The organism is Pseudocitrobacter cyperus (genome assembly GCF_039889165.1).
Classification (GTDB): Bacteria; Pseudomonadota; Gammaproteobacteria; order Enterobacterales; family Enterobacteriaceae; genus Pseudocitrobacter; species Pseudocitrobacter cyperus.
Genome location: NZ_JAYMYY010000001.1, coordinates 421,251 through 439,366, shown reverse-complemented (window position 1 = coordinate 439,366; position 18,116 = coordinate 421,251). Strand labels below are relative to the sequence as shown.

17 protein-coding genes are annotated in these 18,116 nt (G+C 53.5%); 9 read left to right on the top strand and 8 right to left on the bottom strand.

Annotation, left to right across the window (positions count from 1 at the left end):
* Positions 1–16: 16 nt before the first annotated feature.
* Genes VSR74_RS02145 through narI form a run of 4 tightly spaced genes read left to right on the top strand, consistent with a single transcriptional unit; the run spans position 17 to position 6,667 of the window.
* Positions 17–3,757, top strand: a complete 3,741-nt coding sequence (locus VSR74_RS02145; protein WP_347793170.1) for a nitrate reductase subunit alpha — start codon at positions 17–19, stop codon at positions 3,755–3,757.
* Positions 3,754–5,295, top strand: a complete 1,542-nt coding sequence (narH, locus tag VSR74_RS02140; protein ID WP_347793169.1) for a nitrate reductase subunit beta — start codon at positions 3,754–3,756, stop codon at positions 5,293–5,295. The genes VSR74_RS02145 and narH overlap by 4 nt, the downstream gene beginning before the upstream one ends.
* Positions 5,295–5,990, top strand: coding sequence for a nitrate reductase molybdenum cofactor assembly chaperone (gene narW, locus VSR74_RS02135; RefSeq protein WP_347793168.1), 696 nt, complete (start codon positions 5,295–5,297; stop codon positions 5,988–5,990). Before narH ends, narW begins: the two co-directional genes overlap by 1 nt.
* Positions 5,987–6,667: a respiratory nitrate reductase subunit gamma gene (narI, locus tag VSR74_RS02130; protein ID WP_347793167.1), complete on the top strand. Its 681-nt coding sequence runs from the start codon at positions 5,987–5,989 to the stop codon at positions 6,665–6,667. Before narW ends, narI begins: the two co-directional genes overlap by 4 nt.
* Before the next feature lie 63 nt (positions 6,668–6,730).
* Here the strand turns inward: narI and nhoA are convergent, their stop codons facing one another.
* Positions 6,731–7,576, bottom strand: a complete 846-nt coding sequence (gene nhoA / locus VSR74_RS02125) for an N-hydroxyarylamine O-acetyltransferase (protein WP_347793166.1) — start codon at positions 7,574–7,576, stop codon at positions 6,731–6,733.
* Between the two features lie 168 nt (positions 7,577–7,744).
* Here nhoA and VSR74_RS02120 point away from each other — a divergent pair, with 168 nt between their 5' ends.
* The gene (locus tag VSR74_RS02120; protein ID WP_347793165.1) at positions 7,745–8,317 is read left to right on the top strand and encodes a flavin reductase family protein; all 573 of its coding nucleotides are present in this window, start codon (positions 7,745–7,747) and stop codon (positions 8,315–8,317) included.
* A 39-nt stretch (positions 8,318–8,356) separates the two neighbouring features.
* Here the strand turns inward: VSR74_RS02120 and pptA are convergent, their stop codons facing one another.
* The 4 genes from pptA to VSR74_RS02100 form a co-directional block, all read right to left on the bottom strand.
* Entirely contained in the window at positions 8,357–8,584 is a 228-nt protein-coding gene (gene pptA / locus VSR74_RS02115) for a tautomerase PptA (protein WP_347793164.1), read from the bottom strand.
* Positions 8,585–8,681: 97 nt separating this feature from the next.
* Positions 8,682–8,969 (bottom strand): hypothetical protein, encoded by a 288-nt coding sequence (locus VSR74_RS02110; RefSeq protein WP_347793163.1) that lies wholly within the window; start codon positions 8,967–8,969, stop codon positions 8,682–8,684.
* A 158-nt stretch (positions 8,970–9,127) separates the two neighbouring features.
* A complete protein-coding gene (locus tag VSR74_RS02105; RefSeq protein ID WP_347793162.1) occupies positions 9,128–9,592 on the bottom strand; it encodes an adhesin in 465 nt (154 codons plus the stop codon).
* Positions 9,593–9,819: 227 nt separating this feature from the next.
* Positions 9,820–10,218: a (R)-mandelonitrile lyase gene (locus VSR74_RS02100; protein WP_347793161.1), complete on the bottom strand. Its 399-nt coding sequence runs from the start codon at positions 10,216–10,218 to the stop codon at positions 9,820–9,822.
* A gap of 339 nt (positions 10,219–10,557) precedes the next feature.
* Here VSR74_RS02100 and ansP point away from each other — a divergent pair, with 339 nt between their 5' ends.
* Entirely contained in the window at positions 10,558–12,003 is a 1,446-nt protein-coding gene (gene ansP / locus VSR74_RS02095) for an L-asparagine permease (protein WP_347793160.1), read from the top strand.
* 45 nt (positions 12,004–12,048) lie between these two features.
* Here ansP and yncE read toward each other — a convergent pair whose 3' ends face one another.
* A complete protein-coding gene (gene yncE, locus VSR74_RS02090; protein WP_347793159.1) occupies positions 12,049–13,110 on the bottom strand; it encodes a 7-bladed beta-propeller protein YncE in 1,062 nt (353 codons plus the stop codon).
* Between the two features lie 258 nt (positions 13,111–13,368).
* On the opposite strand from yncE, the gene pqqU reads away from it, so the two are divergent.
* Positions 13,369–15,480, top strand: coding sequence for a TonB-dependent receptor PqqU (gene pqqU, locus VSR74_RS02085; RefSeq protein WP_347793158.1), 2,112 nt, complete (start codon positions 13,369–13,371; stop codon positions 15,478–15,480).
* Positions 15,481–15,582: 102 nt separating this feature from the next.
* On the opposite strand, the gene VSR74_RS02080 is transcribed toward pqqU, so the two are convergent.
* Both VSR74_RS02080 and VSR74_RS02075 read right to left on the bottom strand, forming a co-directional pair.
* Complete coding sequence (locus VSR74_RS02080; RefSeq protein ID WP_347793157.1) at positions 15,583–16,242, bottom strand: GntR family transcriptional regulator; 660 nt, start codon at positions 16,240–16,242, stop codon at positions 15,583–15,585.
* 292 nt (positions 16,243–16,534) lie between these two features.
* On the bottom strand, positions 16,535–17,110 hold the full coding sequence (locus VSR74_RS02075; RefSeq protein ID WP_347793156.1) for a helix-turn-helix domain-containing protein: 576 nt from the start codon (positions 17,108–17,110) through the stop codon (positions 16,535–16,537).
* Positions 17,111–17,149: 39 nt separating this feature from the next.
* Here VSR74_RS02075 and VSR74_RS02070 point away from each other — a divergent pair, with 39 nt between their 5' ends.
* Positions 17,150–17,668, top strand: coding sequence for a GNAT family N-acetyltransferase (locus VSR74_RS02070; RefSeq protein ID WP_347793155.1), 519 nt, complete (start codon positions 17,150–17,152; stop codon positions 17,666–17,668).
* Entirely contained in the window at positions 17,665–18,114 is a 450-nt protein-coding gene (locus VSR74_RS02065) for a DMT family transporter (protein ID WP_347793154.1), read from the top strand. Before VSR74_RS02070 ends, VSR74_RS02065 begins: the two co-directional genes overlap by 4 nt.
* The last annotated feature ends 2 nt before the right edge of the window (positions 18,115–18,116 follow it).

Here is an 18,116-nt window from a genome sequence, read left to right as displayed (position 1 = left end):
CGGCAGGAGAAATGTCATGAGTAAGTTGTTGGATCGCTTTCGTTATTTCAAACAAAAAGGCGAAACCTTCGCCAATGGACACGGGCAGGAGTTTCATACCAACCGTGACTGGGAAGACAGCTATCGCCAGCGCTGGCAGTTCGACAAAATAGTGCGATCCACCCACGGCGTGAACTGTACCGGCTCCTGTAGCTGGAAAATCTATGTCAAGAATGGCCTGGTCACCTGGGAAACCCAGCAGACTGACTATCCGCGCACCCGCCCTGACCTGCCGAATCATGAACCCCGAGGCTGCCCGCGTGGCGCCAGTTACTCCTGGTATCTCTACAGCGCCAACCGCCTGAAATATCCTCTGGCACGTAAAAAACTCATTGAGCTATGGCGCGAATCACTCAACCAGCATAGCGACCCGGTGCTGGCCTGGGATGCCATCATGAGCGATAAGCAGAAATGCCTGAGCTATAAACAAGCCCGCGGCAAAGGGGGATTCGTTCGTTCCTCATGGAAAGAGCTGAATCAGCTTATCGCCGCGGCTAACGTCTGGACGATTAAAAACTATGGCCCGGATCGCGTGGCGGGCTTTTCGCCGATCCCGGCGATGTCGATGGTCTCTTACGCCGCCGGTACGCGCTATCTGTCGCTGATAGGCGGCACCTGTCTGAGTTTCTACGACTGGTACTGCGACCTGCCACCCGCCTCGCCGATGACCTGGGGCGAGCAAACGGATGTGCCGGAATCCGCCGACTGGTACAACTCCAGCTATATCATCGCCTGGGGCTCTAATGTCCCACAAACCCGCACGCCAGACGCCCACTTCTTTACTGAAGTGCGCTACAAAGGCACTAAAACGATCGCCATCACGCCGGACTATTCGGAAGTGGCGAAACTATGCGACCACTGGCTGGCCCCCAAACAGGGTACCGATAGCGCCCTCGCTATGGCGATGGGGCATGTGATCCTCAAAGAGTTTCATCTGGATAACCCCAGCGAATACTTCCTCAACTACTGCCGCCGCTACAGCGATATGCCAATGCTGGTGATGCTCGATGCGCGTGATGACGGCTCTTATGTGCCAGGCCGCATGCTCCGCGCGTCTGACCTGGTGGATGGCCTTGGCGAAAGCAATAACCCGGAGTGGAAAACCGTCGCTTATAACGCTGCTGGTGAACTGGTTGTGCCCAACGGTTCGATCGGGTTCCGCTGGGGTGAAAAAGGAAAATGGAATCTGGAACCCGTGGCCGCAGGCCAGGAAACAGAGTTAACCCTGTCACTGCTGGAGACGCGCGATACGGTGGCAGGTGTCGCTTTCCCCTACTTTGGCGGCAACGAAAACCCGCATTTCCGCAGCGTAAAACAGGAGCCGATCCTGGTACGTCAGCTTCCGGCAAAACAGTTAACACTCGCTGATGGTCAAAGTGGCCTGGTGGTCAGCGTCTACGATCTGGTGCTGGCGAACTATGGCCTCGATCGCGGTCTTAACGATGAGCACGCCGCAAGTAGCTATGAGGAGATCAAAGCCTACAGCCCGGCATGGGCCGAGCAAATCACCGGCGTACCGCGCAAAAACATTGAGATCATTGCGCGTGAGTTTGCCGATACCGCCAATAAAACCCACGGACGTTCAATGATTATTCTGGGTGCCGGTGTTAACCACTGGTACCACATGGATATGAACTACCGCGGGATGATCAACATGCTGGTGTTCTGCGGCTGCGTGGGCCAAAGCGGTGGCGGCTGGGCGCACTATGTCGGCCAGGAGAAGTTACGTCCGCAAACCGGCTGGTTACCGCTGGCCTTCGCGCTGGACTGGACTCGTCCGCCGCGTCACATGAACAGCACCTCTTATTTCTATAATCATGCCAGCCAGTGGCGCTATGAGAAACTGACGGCGCAGGAACTGCTCTCGCCGTTGGCCGACCCGGGTAAATATACCGGTCATCTGATCGACTTTAACGTTCGTGCCGAGCGAATGGGATGGCTACCCTCAGCGCCGCAGCTTAATCTTAACCCATTGCATATCAAAGGGATGGCGGAATCCGCTGGCGTTTCCCCCACCGATTACACTGCCCGGTCGCTGAAATCAGGCGATATCCGCATGGCCTGCGAACAGCCGGACAACGGTAAAAACCACCCGCGCAATATGTTCATCTGGCGTTCAAATCTGCTGGGGTCGTCCGGTAAAGGCCATGAGTACATGCTCAAGTACCTGCTGGGCACCGATAGCGGTATCCAGGGTGAGGAACTGGGGTCGACGGATGATGTAAAACCGGAAGAAGTCGAATGGCAAACGGCGGCGATTGAAGGCAAGCTTGATCTGCTGGTGACGCTCGATTTCCGTATGTCCAGCACCTGTCTTTTTTCCGATATCGTTCTGCCTACCGCGACCTGGTATGAAAAAGACGATATGAACACCTCGGATATGCACCCGTTTATCCACCCACTCTCCGCCGCCGTCGACCCGGCATGGGAGTCGAAAAGCGACTGGGAGATCTACAAAGGTATCGCCAAATCGTTCTCCGAAGTGTGTCAGGGCCATCTCGGTCAGGAGACCGATATTGTGCTGTTGCCGTTGCAGCATGACTCCCCGGCGGAACTGTCGCAACCGTTTGATATCAAGGAGTGGCGTAAAGGTGAGTGCGACCTCATTCCGGGTAAGACGGCGCCCAATATTATTGCCGTTGAACGCGACTACCCGGCCACTTATGAACGTTTCACCTCCCTTGGGCCACTCATGGATAAACTGGGTAATGGCGGCAAAGGGATTAGCTGGAAGACACAGCCTGAAGTCGATTTCCTTGGCAAGCTGAATTACGTCAAGCTCGATGGCCCGGCCAAAGGGCGACCCAGAATTGACACCGCGCTGGATGCCTCTGAGGTGATCCTCACGCTGGCGCCGGAAACCAACGGCAACGTCGCGGTAAAAGCCTGGCAGGCTCTGGGGGAATTTACCGGGCGCGACCACACCCACCTGGCGCTGAACAAGGAAGACGAAAAAATTCGCTTCCGCGATATTCAGGCGCAGCCGCGCAAAATCATCTCCAGCCCAACCTGGTCAGGGCTTGAAAGCGAGCATGTCTCATATAACGCGGGATATACCAACGTGCATGAGCTGATCCCCTGGCGCACCGTCTCCGGGCGTCAGCAGCTTTATCAGGATCACGCCTGGATGCGCGACTTTGGCGAAGCGCTGGTGGCCTATCGTCCGCCTATCGACACCCGCAGCGTTACACACATGAAGGAAGTGCCGCCGAACGGCTTCCCGGAAAAAGCGCTTAACTTCCTGACGCCGCACCAGAAATGGGGCATCCACTCGACCTACAGCGAAAACCTGCTGATGCTGACCATGTCTCGTGGCGGGCCAATTGTGTGGATCAGCGAAACGGATGCCAAAGAGCTGGGAATTGTGGATAACGACTGGATCGAAGCCTTTAACGCCAACGGCGCACTCACCGCGCGTGCGGTGGTAAGCCAGCGTATCCCGCCGGGCATGACCATGATGTATCACGCTCAGGAGCGCATTATGAACATTCCAGGCTCAGAAGTGACCGGTTTGCGAGGCGGTATCCATAACTCCGTTACCCGCGTCTGCCCGAAACCCACCCACATGATTGGCGGCTACGCGCAACTCGCCTACGGCTTTAACTATTACGGTACGGTCGGCTCGAACCGCGATGAGTTCATCATGATCCGCAAAATGAAAAATATTGACTGGCTGGATGGTGAAGGTAACGACCAGGTACAGGAGGCGAAAAAATGAAAATACGTTCGCAAGTTGGGATGGTACTGAATCTTGATAAATGCATCGGCTGTCATACCTGCTCGGTGACCTGCAAAAACGTCTGGAGTAGCCGCGAAGGCATGGAGTACGCGTGGTTTAACAACGTCGAGACCAAGCCAGGCATTGGCTATCCCAAAAACTGGGAAGATCAGGAGCAGTGGCAAGGCGGTTGGATTCGCGGGATCAGCGGAAAACTGACGCCGCGTCTCGGCAGCAAACTTGGGCTGCTGTCGAAAATCTTCGCCAACCCGGTGCTGCCGGGTATTGATGAATATTATGAACCGTTTACCTACGATTATCAGAGCCTGCATAACGCACCGGAAGGCAAACACCTGCCCACCGCCCGCCCGCGCTCGCTGATTAGCGGCAAACGCATGAATAAAATCGAATGGGGCCCGAACTGGGAGGAGTTGCTCGGCGGCGAATTTGATAAACGCGCCCACGATCGCAACTTCGAGTCGATGCAAAAAGAGATGTACGGCGCATTCGAAAACACCTTCATGATGTACCTGCCGCGCCTTTGCGAGCACTGCCTCAACCCAAGCTGCGTCGCCACCTGTCCGAGCGGCGCCATCTACAAACGCGAAGAAGACGGTATCGTGCTGATAGATCAGGATAAATGCCGCGGCTGGCGTATGTGCATCAGCGGCTGTCCATACAAAAAAATCTACTTCAACTGGAAGAGCGGTAAATCGGAGAAATGCATTTTCTGCTATCCGCGAATTGAATCCGGGCAGCCTACCGTCTGTTCAGAAACCTGTGTCGGGCGTATCCGTTATCTTGGCGTACTGCTTTATGACGCCGACAGAATTGAAGAAGCAGCCAGCACCGAACATGAAACGGATCTCTATGAACGTCAGTGCGATGTGTTCCTCAACCCGAACGACCCGGCTGTCATTGAAGAGGCGCTGAAACAGGGCATTCCTCAAAACGTTATTGAAGCCGCCCAGCGTTCACCGGTCTATAAAATGGCGATGGACTGGAAACTGGCGCTGCCTCTGCACCCGGAATATCGCACCCTGCCGATGGTCTGGTATGTGCCGCCTCTGTCACCGATCCAGTCCGTTGCCGATGCCGGCGGCCTGCCGCGCAACGGCGGCGTATTACCGGCGGTTGAGAGCCTGCGCATTCCGGTACAGTATCTCGCTAATATGCTCAGCGCCGGCGATACCGGCCCGGTTTTGCGGGCACTGAAACGCATGATGGCGATGCGTCACTACAAACGTTCGCAAACCGTGGAAGGCGTTACCGATACCCGCGCGCTGGAGGAAGTCGGCCTGAGCGTGGAACAGGTCGAAGAGATGTACCGCTATCTGGCAATTGCTAACTACGAAGATCGCTTTGTGATCCCCACCAGCCACCGTGAAATGGCGCACGACGCCTTCCCGGAACGTAACGGCTGCGGCTTCACCTTTGGCGATGGCTGCCACGGTTCCGATACTAAATTTAATCTGTTCAACAGCCAGCGAATCGATGCCATCAACATTGACGCGGTGGATGCAGGAGGAGGCGAATAATGCAAATCCTGAAAGTGATTGGCCTGCTGCTGGAATATCCTGATGAAGTATGCTGGGAGAATCGCGACGAGCTCATTGAACTGGTTGAGCGCGATGCGCCGATGCTGCTGCCCTTCGTGGTGCAACATCTGAACACGCCGCTGCTGGATAAACAGGCTGAGTGGTGTGAATTTTTTGAACGCGGGCGCGCCACCTCGCTGTTGCTGTTTGAACACGTTCACGCCGAGTCGCGCGACCGTGGCCAGGCGATGGTCGATTTAATGGCCCAGTATGAAAAAGCCGGGTTGCAAATCGACTGCCGCGAACTGCCGGATTATCTTCCGCTCTATCTGGAATACCTCAGTATTCTGCCGCCGCACGATGCGCAGGATGGATTACAAAACGTGGCGCCAATCCTGGCGCTGCTGGGTGGCAGGCTGAAGCAGCGTGAAGCCCCGTGGTATCAGATTTTTGACGCACTGTTGATCATCGCCAATACCGCGCTTTCAAGTGACAGTGTCACGAAACAGGTTTCGGCTGAACCCAGAGACGACACCCGCCAGGCGCTTGATGCGGTGTGGGAAGAGGAACAGGTGAAATTTATCGAAGATAATGCCACCGCCTGTGACAGTTCCCCACTGCAAAGCTATCAACGACGCTTTAGCCAGGACGTCGCGCCGCAGTACGTAGACGTCCGTGCCGGAGGCCCGAAATGATCCAGTTTCTCAATGTCTTTTTCTATGACATTTACCCCTATATTTGCGGCACAGTATTTTTACTCGGCAGTTGGGTACGCTATGACTATGGCCAGTATACGTGGCGCGCCTCATCCAGCCAGATGCTCGACAAGCGCGGCATGGTGCTGTGGTCGAATTTATTTCACGTCGGGATTCTGGGGATCTTCTTCGGCCACCTGTTCGGCATGCTGACGCCCCACTGGATGTACGCCTGGTTCCTGCCGATTGCCGTAAAACAGCAAATGGCGATGATCCTCGGCGGCGTCTGCGGCGTACTGACGCTGGTGGGCGGTGCGGGTCTACTGGTGCGCCGTCTCACCAACCCACGCGTGAGAGCAACGTCCAGTACGGCAGATATTCTGATCCTCAGCATTCTGCTGTTGCAGTGCATCCTCGGCCTGACGACCATTCCCTTCTCCGCACAACACCCGGACGGCAGCGAAATGCTGAAGCTGGTCGGCTGGGCGCAGTCGGTAGTCACCTTCCAGGGCGGCGCATCGGCGCACCTGGACGGCGTGGCGTTTATCTACCGTATGCACCTAGTGCTGGGAATGACCATCTTCCTGCTGTTCCCGTTCACCCGTCTGGTACATGTCTGGAGCGCACCGATTGAGTATGTGACGCGACGCTATCAGATTGTGAGATCGCGGCGCTGATAAATTCTGCCCGGTAGCGCAAGCGTACCGGGCTCCTCTTTCGGCTCAAATCCCCTTTGCTACCTACTTCCCTGCCTCCGGATGGGTATCAAACGCCGCCATCACCGCAGCCAGTTCCGCTTCGCTGAACCCATGACGTGGGTCATCGACACCCAGTCCAAAACGGGTCTGCAGGGTTTCATACAGAGCAGATACATCTGCGAGCCGCGTTTTCTCGACGGCATGCCCCTTCTCCCAATGGGTGAAACTGAAGTTGGTTAATGTGAGTTTGCCCCCCTCAGGCAAATGGCGACACATCAATAAATGGTGACGAAAATGCGACTGTGGCCAGTGTGCTGACCAGAAATTCCCCATTACATGATCGGCAAAATACTGCTTATCGAGGGTAAAAATATACATCGACTGCCAGTGCTCGTGATGACGGAACTGCAGCGTCCAGTTCATTCCTTCACGTAATAAACGGTAATCGCCATGTGGCGTAGTCTGCTCAAGATCGGCCTGCAAACGAATCGGCGCAGTGAGCGTCTGTCCCCCAAAGCCGACATCCGCTATCCAGCGTTCCCCTTCTACATCCACCAACAAAAGGCGATGCGTTCGCGGCGGCAACTGCGGTGGATTCGCCAGCACCACGCGGCCTAACAAACTGCGAACGGTATAGCCAAGTTCATGCAGCGCACGCTCCAGCAGGCCGTTTTGCTCAAAGCAATATCCGCCGCGACGGGCTGTCACCAGCTTGTCCTGCAACGACTGATCGTCAAGCTGTATTTCTCGGGGCAGCAGTACATCAAGGTTCTCGAAAGGAATGGCTCCGTTGTGCAGCAAATGCAGTTTACGCAACGTATCGACGGTGGGTTCAGGCATACCTTCCCAGCCAATACGGGTGAAATAGGCGTGTAAAAATGGCGTCATAATTCATTCCTTTCATTTCGGTGCAGTACTTATAACCCATTTTTGCCCTGCTATTGGCGTTTTTGTGCGGTAAGTTTGGCAATGCCAGCATTGGCGTTGCACATACTTGCTTTATGGCCGGGATGCGACATTAATATTATGATGTACAACTGCTTAACTGGATATCCAATGAGTCATTTCCGCCCTGTTGAACTAAGACACGCCAGCCGTTTGCTGAACCATGGCCCGACGATCCTTATCACCAGCAAAGACGAAAAGAGCGGACGACGCAACGTGATGGCAGCCGCCTGGTCCATGCCCGTTGAATTTGATCCTCCGCGTATTGCGATTGTGGTGGATAAAAGCACCTGGTCGCGCGAGTTGATCGAACATAACGGCGCATTTGGAATTGTGGTTCCCGGCGTTGCCGCCACCAACTGGACATACGCCGTTGGCAGTATTTCCGGGCGCGACGAGGATAAATTCAATAGCTACGGCATTCCTGCCATTAACGGCCCGGTGCTGGGGCTGCCGGTGATTGAGGAGAAATGTCTGGCATGGATGGAGTGCCGTCTGTTACCAGAACATGCCGCCGCCGAAAAATACGACACACTCTTTGGCGAAGTGGTCTCAGCGGCTGCGGATGGCAATGCGTTTAGCGAGGGGCGATGGCTGTTTGACGATGACAAACGCAATACTCTGCATCATCTCGGCGCAGGAACATTTGTCACCAGTGGAAAACGGGTAAGAGCGCTGGATTGAGCACGCTGTACCGGGCGGCGTATACCACCCGGACAGACATTACATGCTATAGCCAGGTTTCTTAATCAGCTCGTCCATATGCGGGGCAATCTGGCTATCCCAAATTTCCTTCCACGCATCTGGCTGAACCTGCGTCCAGGCGACGCTCACGGAACTGTTTTTACTGTGCAGATGGCGAATGATCACCTCGGTAATATCCGCCGCCAGCGCCTCGGTCTGTTCGCTGGTCAGTTCATGGGGAAAACTTTTGATATCAACGTGTGGCATAGCAGGCTCCTTGTTAAAAGAGGTTTAAAGCTACCACAGGTTCGGCAGGTGGGTTGTTAAATTGTGCGTTAACTGCCGCGATATCGGCGATGTAAGGTCATAACGAATATCCCGAAATCATCGCCAGGATATCCTGTTCTTCGCTGTACTTAGCGCGTAATGCAGGAAGTTGTTTCTCCGCCTTTGAGCAGTGCTCGGCAACACCGGCCTTTATCTCTTTCTGCTGTTGTTCCGGGAGTGACGGCTCCCATTCCCCTGCCAGATGCTGACATATTTCGGCTTCATCGATAAAACGCTGAACATCCGGAGGAATAGCCGTTTCGCTTTGCGCACTAAAGGCGGCGAGGAGCGTGACGGCAAGATAGAGTGAGCGGTATGATTTCATTAATGCGACATCCTGTCCTGAATGAATAAGCTACGCTATGGCGCGTTCCTGCGAGTCTCTACCTTAACCGCACTCTCCCTTGCGCGTTTATGATTTAGATTAATTTATTATCACGCAGCGCTGTATCCGCTCTGATTTAATAATATCGTAAGCACCCTTTACACCCCACAATACCCCTCCATTTCAACCCGCTTCTCAACACCTTTCGTTCTAATTACCATCACAAACTTATAATCACTTCCTTCATCGTCTGCTGTTTCAGCATGAATTGGCGTTTGTTGCGTATTCAGCGTGATATTACCGTTGGAATACACCGCCGAGCGTTCAGTTGACGCGACTTGCTTGAGCCTTGTTTCTATACCGTTCAACTTCATCACGGCGTAGTAGTCACATTCTTTTGCCCCCACCGGGCAGTACGCACCCTCAAGATATTCTACGTTCCCGGTATCGGTTTTTCCTGAACGACTCAACACACAAGTCGTATGCGCAAGGTCATTTCCCTCGTCCGGGCCAAGGATGCCAATGATGATATTTCCGTTTTGCCCGGTCTCAGTACGCGTCGCGCTACAAGGGATGACCACCGACATCATCAACACCGATGCGATCATAATTTGTTTAAACATCTCCCGACCCTTTTCATATATCCATTGAATTAATCAGAACAGAATAATTTCAGAAAAGCATGCCTCCTCTGATTACCATTATCTGCAAGACTGAAGAGTATACTTCTCCTGTCAGGCTTTAAACCCACAGGCAAATTTTCAGAATCCATTCACTTCAGACAAGATAAAGGAATAAAAAAAGCGAGCCCCCGGCGGGAAAGCTCGCTCATCTCTATATCAGGCTAACATTAGCAGCCCTTATACTGTTCCTCTGTCACCTGTTCGAGCCACGTAACCGGGCTGCCGTTTTCCGCTTCTGCAATCGCGATATGGGTCATCGCCGTTTCCGCGCAAGCCCCATGCCAGTGCTTCACACCCGGTGGGATCCAGGCGATATCTCCCTGATTCAGCGCTTCCGGCGCTTTCCCCCACTCCTGTAACCAACCGCGCCCCTGGGTAACGATAAGCGTCTGGCCAAGTGGATGAGTGTGCCATGCCGTGCGCGCCGCAGGTTCAAACGTCACCGTAGCACCGCCCACTTTTGCCGGTTCTTCAGCCTGAAATGGTGCATCAATTCTGACCGTACCCGTAAACCAGCTTTCAGGCCCTTTTATTGACGGCAACGACCCACTACGAATAATTTTCATCTGCTTCTCCTCTTCGGTGTGCCACAACAGTAACGCAATTCAAACGTAAACATTAGACGCTAAAAGATGAAAGGCCCCATGTGCATAATTCATCAATGACGGTCTGCTCTACTCCTGCTGAATCGCGGCCTGCTGCGGTGTGCGCTGGGCCTGGGATCCTGCATCAATCTTTTGCGTCAATTTGGCGTTTTGTGTAGGATGCTGCGCCATGTTTGTCTTATCTCGGCATCAGAATCATGAGAAAGACAGCATATTTTGCTACCCGCGCAATCGTTTGTTATTGCGCCGGGGAACAGGACATCCGTGAAGGACTTTGACAGGTAAGCAGGTATAAAATTAATGAATACAAAGCACAACACCACCGAGGAGCAGCGCGCGGCGAAACGCCGCTGGCTCAACTCCCACGAAGAGGGTTATCACAAAGCGATGGGCAATCGTCAGATCCAGATGATTGCTATCGGCGGCGCGATTGGTACCGGCCTGTTTCTCGGCGCGGGCGCGCGTTTACAGATGGCAGGCCCATCGCTGGCTATCGTTTATCTGGTTTGTGGCATCTTCTCTTTCTTTATACTGCGAGCGCTGGGCGAACTGGTTCTGCATCGCCCTTCCAGCGGCAGTTTCGTCTCATATGCCCGGGAATTTCTTGGTGAAAAAGCCGCTTACGTCGCAGGCTGGATGTACTTCGTCAACTGGGCGATGACCGGGATCGTCGACATCACGGCCGTCGCACTTTACATGCATTACTGGGGCGCATTCGGCGATGTGCCACAGTGGGTATTTGCAATGGGCGCGCTGGCGATCGTCGGCACCATGAACATGATCGGCGTAAAATGGTTTGCTGAAATGGAGTTCTGGTTCGCTCTGGTTAAGGTTCTGGCTATTGTGGCTTTCCTGGTTGTCGGCACGATTTTCCTCGGTAGCGGAAAACCACTGGACGGCAACACCACCGGCTTCCACCTGATAACGGATAATGGCGGCTTCTTCCCACACGGACTGCTGCCTGCGCTGGTGTTGGTTCAGGGCGTCGTCTTTGCCTTTGCCTCCATTGAACTGGTCGGGACTGCCGCCGGGGAAGCCAAAGATCCGGAAAATACCGTACCGCGCGCCATCAACAGTGTCATCTGGCGTATCGGCCTGTTCTATGTCGGCTCCGTCGCGCTGTTAGTACTGCTGTTGCCGTGGAACGCCTATCAGGCAGGTCAAAGCCCGTTCGTTACGTTCTTCTCTAAACTGGGCGTACCCTACATGGGCGACGTGATGAACGTGGTGGTACTGACGGCGGCGCTCTCCAGTCTGAACTCTGGCCTCTACTCGACCGGACGTATCCTGCGCTCCATGTCGATGGGAGGATCCGCGCCGAAATTTATGTCTAAAATGAGCCGCCAGCAGGTACCTTACGCGGGGATTCTGGCGACACTTGGCGTGTATGTGGTGGGGGTTTTCCTCAACTATCTGGTGCCTTCGCAGGTCTTTGAAATCGTACTGAACGTTGCCTCGCTGGGGATCATCGCCTCCTGGGCCTTTATCGTGGTCTGCCAGATGCGTCTGCGCAAAGCGATTAAAGAGGGTAAAGCCGCAGACATCAGCTTTAAGCTACCGGGTGCGCCTTTCACCTCCTGGTTGACGTTGCTGTTCCTGTTCAGCGTGTTGGTGCTGATGGCGTTTGACTACCCGAACGGTACTTACACCATCGCTTCTGTTCCGGTCATTGCCATCCTGCTGATTGTTGGCTGGTTTGGCGTGCGTAAGCGTGTCCATGAGATCCACAGTTCTGCACCGCAATAATACGAACACATCAATAAAAAAGGTCGCCTGAGCGACCTTTTTTATTTACAGAGCAATACGAATGACATCGTCCGGTTGGGTTGCTTCTTTCTCACGGGTTGACGCCTGCTTCACGCTCACATACAGGGTTTTCCCGTCGCCGGAGAGCGCGAGGCTGTTCGGGAACGTTGGCGTCTGGATGGTTTTAGTTACCTTGTAGGTTTTCGCATCAATCACCGATACCGTGCCCGCTTTACGCTGAGTCACGTAAACCTCATCACGCGTCGGGTTGTAGAGTACGCCCAGCGCTTCCGGAGTGTCGATGGTTGCCAGAACTTTGCCGCTTTTAAGATCGACCGCCAGCACCTGTGGCGCTTTGGAATCGGTAATAAAGGCGCGCTGTGCCGCTTTATCCAGGCTAATGTTGATATAGAAGTGATCTTTACCGTCATCCTGCAGTTTCTTACGTTCCAGAATCTTGTTAGTCGCGGTATCAATAGTCACCAGTTCGCCATCACCATTAGTCACATACAGGCGCTGCTTATCGGAGTCCACCGCCAGGCCCGTCCCCATTTTGCCGGTGTTCTCAATGGTCGTTTTCAGCGCCAGCTTCTCGCCATCAATCACCCAGACCACGCTCTCTTTACCCAGGCCGGTGACGTAGACCGTGTTGGTTTTCTCATCAACGGCCAGTTCACGCGTCGCCAGCGGGCGAACCGTTTCACTGCGTTTGCGATCATCCAGTACCAGGCGCCCTTTCACTTCGCTGGTTTTAGCATCAATCGCCGTCACGGTGCTGTTGGTGGTATTGCCAAACCACAGCGTCTGGGTCTGGTTGTTGATTGTGGCACCGAACGGTTTTAAATCGTTGTGGATTATCTGCGTAACTTCAAGCGTCACAGGGTCGAGACGGTAAACAATGCCGCCCTTATCGAGTTTACGGCTCTGTGATGTAGCCAACCAGAGCGCGTTTTCCTGCTGACTATAGGCCATTTCATAAGCCCCTTTACCGACCGCTTTGCGCAGCATCTCTTCTGCCGCATGGGCGCTGAAGCTGCCCGCCAGTAGTAACGTGCTCAGGAATAACGAACGGCGCAAACGCGGTGCAGACAATTGACGTAATGACATGACGACTCCCTTTGATAGACCAATATGTTACTGCTTCACAAAGCTTCATTCTCCGCCGCGTCATTGCACGGTGTTTTGTAGATGCGAATAGTAATCATTAATTCACACAAAGTGGAGACTTAATTCCCTGTAGTGGATAAATTTTTTCATCTTTTGATATCTCCTTTAACGCAAAATGCCACTAAAGTTTTCAATGTGTTTACATACGTATTACCATAACAGGGATATGTTCCATTTGGTTCGTTTTGCGGGTTTCTAATGAAAATCATAAATGTACGTTCAGCTTCGTTTCCGGCGCTTCTCTTTCCGCTCATCTTTTCCCCGGCCGTTTTTGCGGCCGATGAGCAAACGATTATTGTCACCGCCGCCCCTAAAACATTATCAGAGCTGGATACGCCTGCTGCTGTCAGCGTGGTAAACGGCGACGAGATGCGCCACGCCGCGCCTCGGGTGAATCTCTCTGAATCACTCGGAGAGGTGCCGGGTTTACAGGTGCAGAATCGTCAGAACTATGCACAGGATCTCCAGTTGTCGATTCGCGGCTTCGGCGCCCGTTCCACTTTTGGCGTGCGGGGGCTGCGTCTTTATGTCGATGGTATACCTGCCACCATGCCGGATGGTCAGGGGCAAACCTCAAACATCGACATTAACAGCGTTGAAAGCCTCGACGTCCTGCGCGGCCCCTTCTCTGCACTTTATGGCAACTCCTCCGGCGGCGTAATCAATGTCAACACGCAAACCGGCCAGCAGCCGCCGACCATCGAAGCCAGCAGTTACTACGGCAGCTTTGGGAGCTGGCGTTATGGCATGAAAGCCACCGGCGCGGTGGGTGATGGCACTCAGGCGGGGGACGTCGACTACACCGTCTCCACCAGCCGTTTTTCGACACACGGCTATCGCGATCGCAGCGGCGCACAAAAAAATCTGGCAAATGCCAAACTGGGCGTGCGCATCGATGATGCCAGCAAGCTGACCCTGCTGTTCAACAGTGTGGATATCAAAGCGGATGATGCCGGCGGATTAACCGAAAGCGAGTGGCGTGACAACCCGCAGCAGTCGCCGCGCGCGGAGCAGTATCACACGCGTAAAACTATCAAGCAGACCCAGGCGGGCTTACGTTATGACCGACAATTAACGGAAAATGACGATCTGAGCATGATGCTTTACGCCGGCGAGCGCGAAACCACGCAGTATCAATCGATTCCGCGCGCACCGCAGCTTAACCCAACTCACGCGGGCGGTGTAATTGAACTCACCCGTCATTACCAGGGAATTGATACCCGCTGGACACACCGTGGTGAACTGCTGGTGCCAGTCACCTTCACGACCGGGCTCGATTACGAGAACATGAGCGAGCAGCGTAAGGGTTATGAAAACTTTGTGATGAACGGCAACACGCCAGTGTACGGGCAAAAAGGCGACCTGCGACGTAATGAGCGCAATCTGATGTGGAACCTCGACCCCTATCTGCAGACTCAGTGGCAGTTAACGGACAAACTCAGCCTTGATGCCGGCGTTCGCTATAGCTCCGTCTGGTTCGATTCCAACGATCATTACATCACCGCCGATAACGGTAACGACAGCGGCGATGCCAACTATCACAAATGGCTTCCTGCGGGTTCATTAAAGTATGCGGTGAACGATGCATGGAACGTTTACCTTTCCGCGGGACGCGGTTTTGAAACGCCGACGATTAACGAACTCTCCTACCGTTCTGACGGCAAAAGCGGCTTAAATTTTGATCTTCAGCCATCCACTAACGATACCGTTGAAATAGGTAGTAAAACCCGCATTGGCAACGGGTTGCTCTCCGTCGCCCTGTTCCAGACCAACACGGATAACGAAATTGTCACCGACACCAGCAGCGGCGGGCGTACCAGCTACAAAAACGCCGGGAAAACGCGCCGTCAGGGGGCTGAGTTCTCGGTTGATCAGCAATTTGCTGAAAACTGGCGCGCCAAAGCAGCATGGACATGGCTTGATGCCACCTATCGCACTAACGTGTGTGACGACAGCAACTGTAACGGCAACCGTATGCCGGGGATCGCTCGCAACATGGGCTTTGCGTCACTGGGATACGAGCCGGAAAGTGGCTGGTACGCAGGGGCAGATATCCGTTATCTGAGCGATATCATGGCCAACGATGAAAACACCGCGAAAGCGCCCTCCTGGACTGTTGTCGGCCTGAACACCGGCTATAAATTCAATATCGGGAAACTGAATATGGATCTCTTCGGCCGCGTCGATAACCTGTTCGACAGAGAGTACGTCGGTTCGGTGATCGTGAATGAATCAAACGGTCGTTACTATGAACCGGCTCCGGGAAGGAACTACGGCGTTGGGCTGAATGTCGGCTGGACATTCGAGTAATACTTCGCCCGCCCCTCTCTGTTCCGGAGAGGGTCGGCAAAAGTATTTAATTTTCGCTAAAGTTCAGCCGTAATATTAATCCAGACTAATTAATACCTGAAATTAATTAATGTATTGTTGTTGTAATAACGCTCCGCTTTCTTCGATCACTTCACACATCGCATCATGACTTTCTTTCTGCGCGCCCTGCGCCAGGGCTAATAACAGCGTTTGATAAAACTCCTTTTGATAGAAAGTTTCATCAGCATGCGGATACAAATAATTGAAGCTGGGCCCAATCCGCACCCAAAGCTGTTCTATAAGCGCGGTTAACGTTGGCATCTCGGCAAATTCATAGAGGCAAAACCGAAATTGATAATTCGCCTGTAACGTTTTAGCCATATCGCCACTGCTTTTTATTTGATGAAAGTGCCGGACGAGCTGCTGCAATTGACTTACTTTTTCTGCGGTCATTTTTTCAGAAGCCGCCGCTGCCGCCATCCCTTCCAGTTTTTTACGTATTTTCTGGATTTCATTATAGCGTTCCAGATTTAGCTCAGGGACTAAAAACGCCTGCGCCGGAGCCGCATATAACGCCCCGGAGGAGACCAGTCGCAGCAACGCTTCTCGTACAGGGGTAATGCTAATCCCCTGACTTTCTGCGATTTCTTTTGTAATCAGTCTTGCCCCCGGCCGGAGGGCTCCCACGATTAATGCATTCTTTAAATTCTGTTCTACCTGTTGAGTCAGACTCAATCTTTGTGCTTTGACAAAATCAAACATATAAATGTCGCTCTCATCGTCATGACCAGGATGGGCCATATCTTAAATAAGGTTATATTTTGTGGAACGGTGCTACATTTCCTGATGATGGAGAGTGAATAAATTTACAAAAAGTCACATCGTTGTCTGAGCGTTTTATATCAACGCTTCTGTTACTCTATATTAAAGCGTTTTATGATATTTTTGCACGAAAAAAAAGGCGTAATTATCACGCCATTTTCGATGTTACGGTTCCAGCGCAATACGAAAAATAACGCTGTGGAGATTCCCACCACTAAATCCCGCTGGCGTATCAGGATGGCGGCGTATTAAGTCTCACCACCAGATAGGTGCAGACCTCTTTCGTTTCATTAATAAAGCGGCAGTCGTTCGGCGGCCCCAGTTCGAGGCAGTCCCCCGCGCGCATCTCATGGCGCGTATCGCCCTCAACAAATACCAGTTCGCCCTGCGTCAGCCAGATCAGTTGTCGCGCCAGCGCATAGGCCGACGCGGGCATAGGGATATCGCTCCCGGCAGGTAACTCAATCTGAACCAGATCAATGGGGAGATCGCTGCGCGGTGAGACATGGCGGCGCAGGTATTGGGTTTGCGGATCGTGCCACACCGGCTGGTCGGCGAAACGCAGCAGCTTGCCCTCCTGCATCTCCGCTCGCGCAATCAGCGTAGACATGCTAATACCAAAAGCGCCGGACAAACGAGCCAGCAGCGCAGCCGTTGGGCTACTCTCACCACGTTCAATTTTGTGGATCATGCCGCGAGAAACGCCCGCGCGCTCGGCGAGGTCGCTTAACGACCAGCCGCGTGATTCACGTTCAAGACGGATTCTTGCACCGATCCGTTGATTTAAGTTGTCTTCAATAGTATTCATATCGTAATACTATAGTGAACATTTTCTGAGGTTCAAGTCATGAATATTCGATTTGCGACAAAACAAGATTGTGCGGCCATTGCCGAAATCTATAACCACGCCGTGGTGCACACCGCAGCCATCTGGAACGATAAGACGGTGGATACCGATAACCGCATCGCCTGGTTTGAGGCGCGCGAGTTTGCCGGTTTCCCGGTGCTGGTAAGTGAGGAAAATGGGGTGGTAACGGGCTATTCCTCTTATGGTGACTGGCGCGCTTTCGAGGGCTTCCGTCACACCGTCGAGCACTCCGTTTATGTCCATCCGGATCACCAGGGCAAAGGGCTGGGACGTGCGCTGCTCGAAGCGCTGATTGCAGAAGCTCGCCGTCGTGGCAAGCATGTCATGGTCGCAGGCATTGAGGCACAAAATGCCGCCTCGCTACATCTGCATGAAACCTTAGGCTTCGTGACGACAGGGCAAATGCCGCAGGTAGGCACCAAATTTGGCCGCTGGCTGGATCTAACCTTCATGCAACTCCAGCTCGACAATCGCACCGATCCGGATGGAAAAGCATGAACAGCTCCCTCACCTTAGTGTTTCTGGTCGCTGCCGGTATCGGGCTGGTGATCCAGAATACGTTGATGGTGCGCATTACCCAAACCTCCTCAACCATCCTGATCGCCATGCTGCTCAATTCGCTGGTAGGGATTGTGCTGTTCATCAGCATTTTGCTGCTGAAATATGGTGTCGCGGGCATGGGCGAACTGGTATCAGCCGTCAAATGGTGGACGCTGATCCCCGGCCTGCTGGGGTCTTTTTTCGTTTTTGCCAGCATCAGTGGTTATCAATATGTTGGCGCGGCAACCACGATCGCAGTGCTGGTTGCCAGTCAGCTTATCGGCGGGCTGGTGATGGATATCGTGAAAAGTGAGGGCATTGCGTGGCGGGCGTTAATCGGCCCGGTATGTGGCGCGCTGCTGCTGGTGATAGGCGCCTGGCTTGTTGCCAGACGCCAGTTTTAAGC

Bases quoted from the DNA above. Each gene is read 5' to 3' on its own strand.
- VSR74_RS02145 (WP_347793170.1), top strand. From the start codon at position 17: ATGAGTAAGTTGTTGGATCGCTTTCGTTATTTCAAACAAAAAGGCGAA.
- narH (WP_347793169.1), top strand. From the start codon at position 3,754: ATGAAAATACGTTCGCAAGTTGGGATGGTACTGAATCTTGATAAATGC.
- narW (WP_347793168.1), top strand. From the start codon at position 5,295: ATGCAAATCCTGAAAGTGATTGGCCTGCTGCTGGAATATCCTGATGAA.
- narI (WP_347793167.1), top strand. From the start codon at position 5,987: ATGATCCAGTTTCTCAATGTCTTTTTCTATGACATTTACCCCTATATT.
- nhoA (WP_347793166.1), bottom strand. From the start codon at position 7,576: ATGACGCCATTTTTACACGCCTATTTCACCCGTATTGGCTGGGAAGGT.
- VSR74_RS02120 (WP_347793165.1), top strand. From the start codon at position 7,745: ATGAGTCATTTCCGCCCTGTTGAACTAAGACACGCCAGCCGTTTGCTG.
- pptA (WP_347793164.1), bottom strand. From the start codon at position 8,584: ATGCCACACGTTGATATCAAAAGTTTTCCCCATGAACTGACCAGCGAA.
- VSR74_RS02110 (WP_347793163.1), bottom strand. From the start codon at position 8,969: ATGAAATCATACCGCTCACTCTATCTTGCCGTCACGCTCCTCGCCGCC.
- VSR74_RS02105 (WP_347793162.1), bottom strand. From the start codon at position 9,592: ATGTTTAAACAAATTATGATCGCATCGGTGTTGATGATGTCGGTGGTC.
- VSR74_RS02100 (WP_347793161.1), bottom strand. From the start codon at position 10,218: ATGAAAATTATTCGTAGTGGGTCGTTGCCGTCAATAAAAGGGCCTGAA.
- ansP (WP_347793160.1), top strand. From the start codon at position 10,558: ATGAATACAAAGCACAACACCACCGAGGAGCAGCGCGCGGCGAAACGC.
- yncE (WP_347793159.1), bottom strand. From the start codon at position 13,110: ATGTCATTACGTCAATTGTCTGCACCGCGTTTGCGCCGTTCGTTATTC.
- pqqU (WP_347793158.1), top strand. From the start codon at position 13,369: ATGAAAATCATAAATGTACGTTCAGCTTCGTTTCCGGCGCTTCTCTTT.
- VSR74_RS02080 (WP_347793157.1), bottom strand. From the start codon at position 16,242: ATGTTTGATTTTGTCAAAGCACAAAGATTGAGTCTGACTCAACAGGTA.
- VSR74_RS02075 (WP_347793156.1), bottom strand. From the start codon at position 17,110: ATGAATACTATTGAAGACAACTTAAATCAACGGATCGGTGCAAGAATC.
- VSR74_RS02070 (WP_347793155.1), top strand. From the start codon at position 17,150: ATGAATATTCGATTTGCGACAAAACAAGATTGTGCGGCCATTGCCGAA.
- VSR74_RS02065 (WP_347793154.1), top strand. From the start codon at position 17,665: ATGAACAGCTCCCTCACCTTAGTGTTTCTGGTCGCTGCCGGTATCGGG.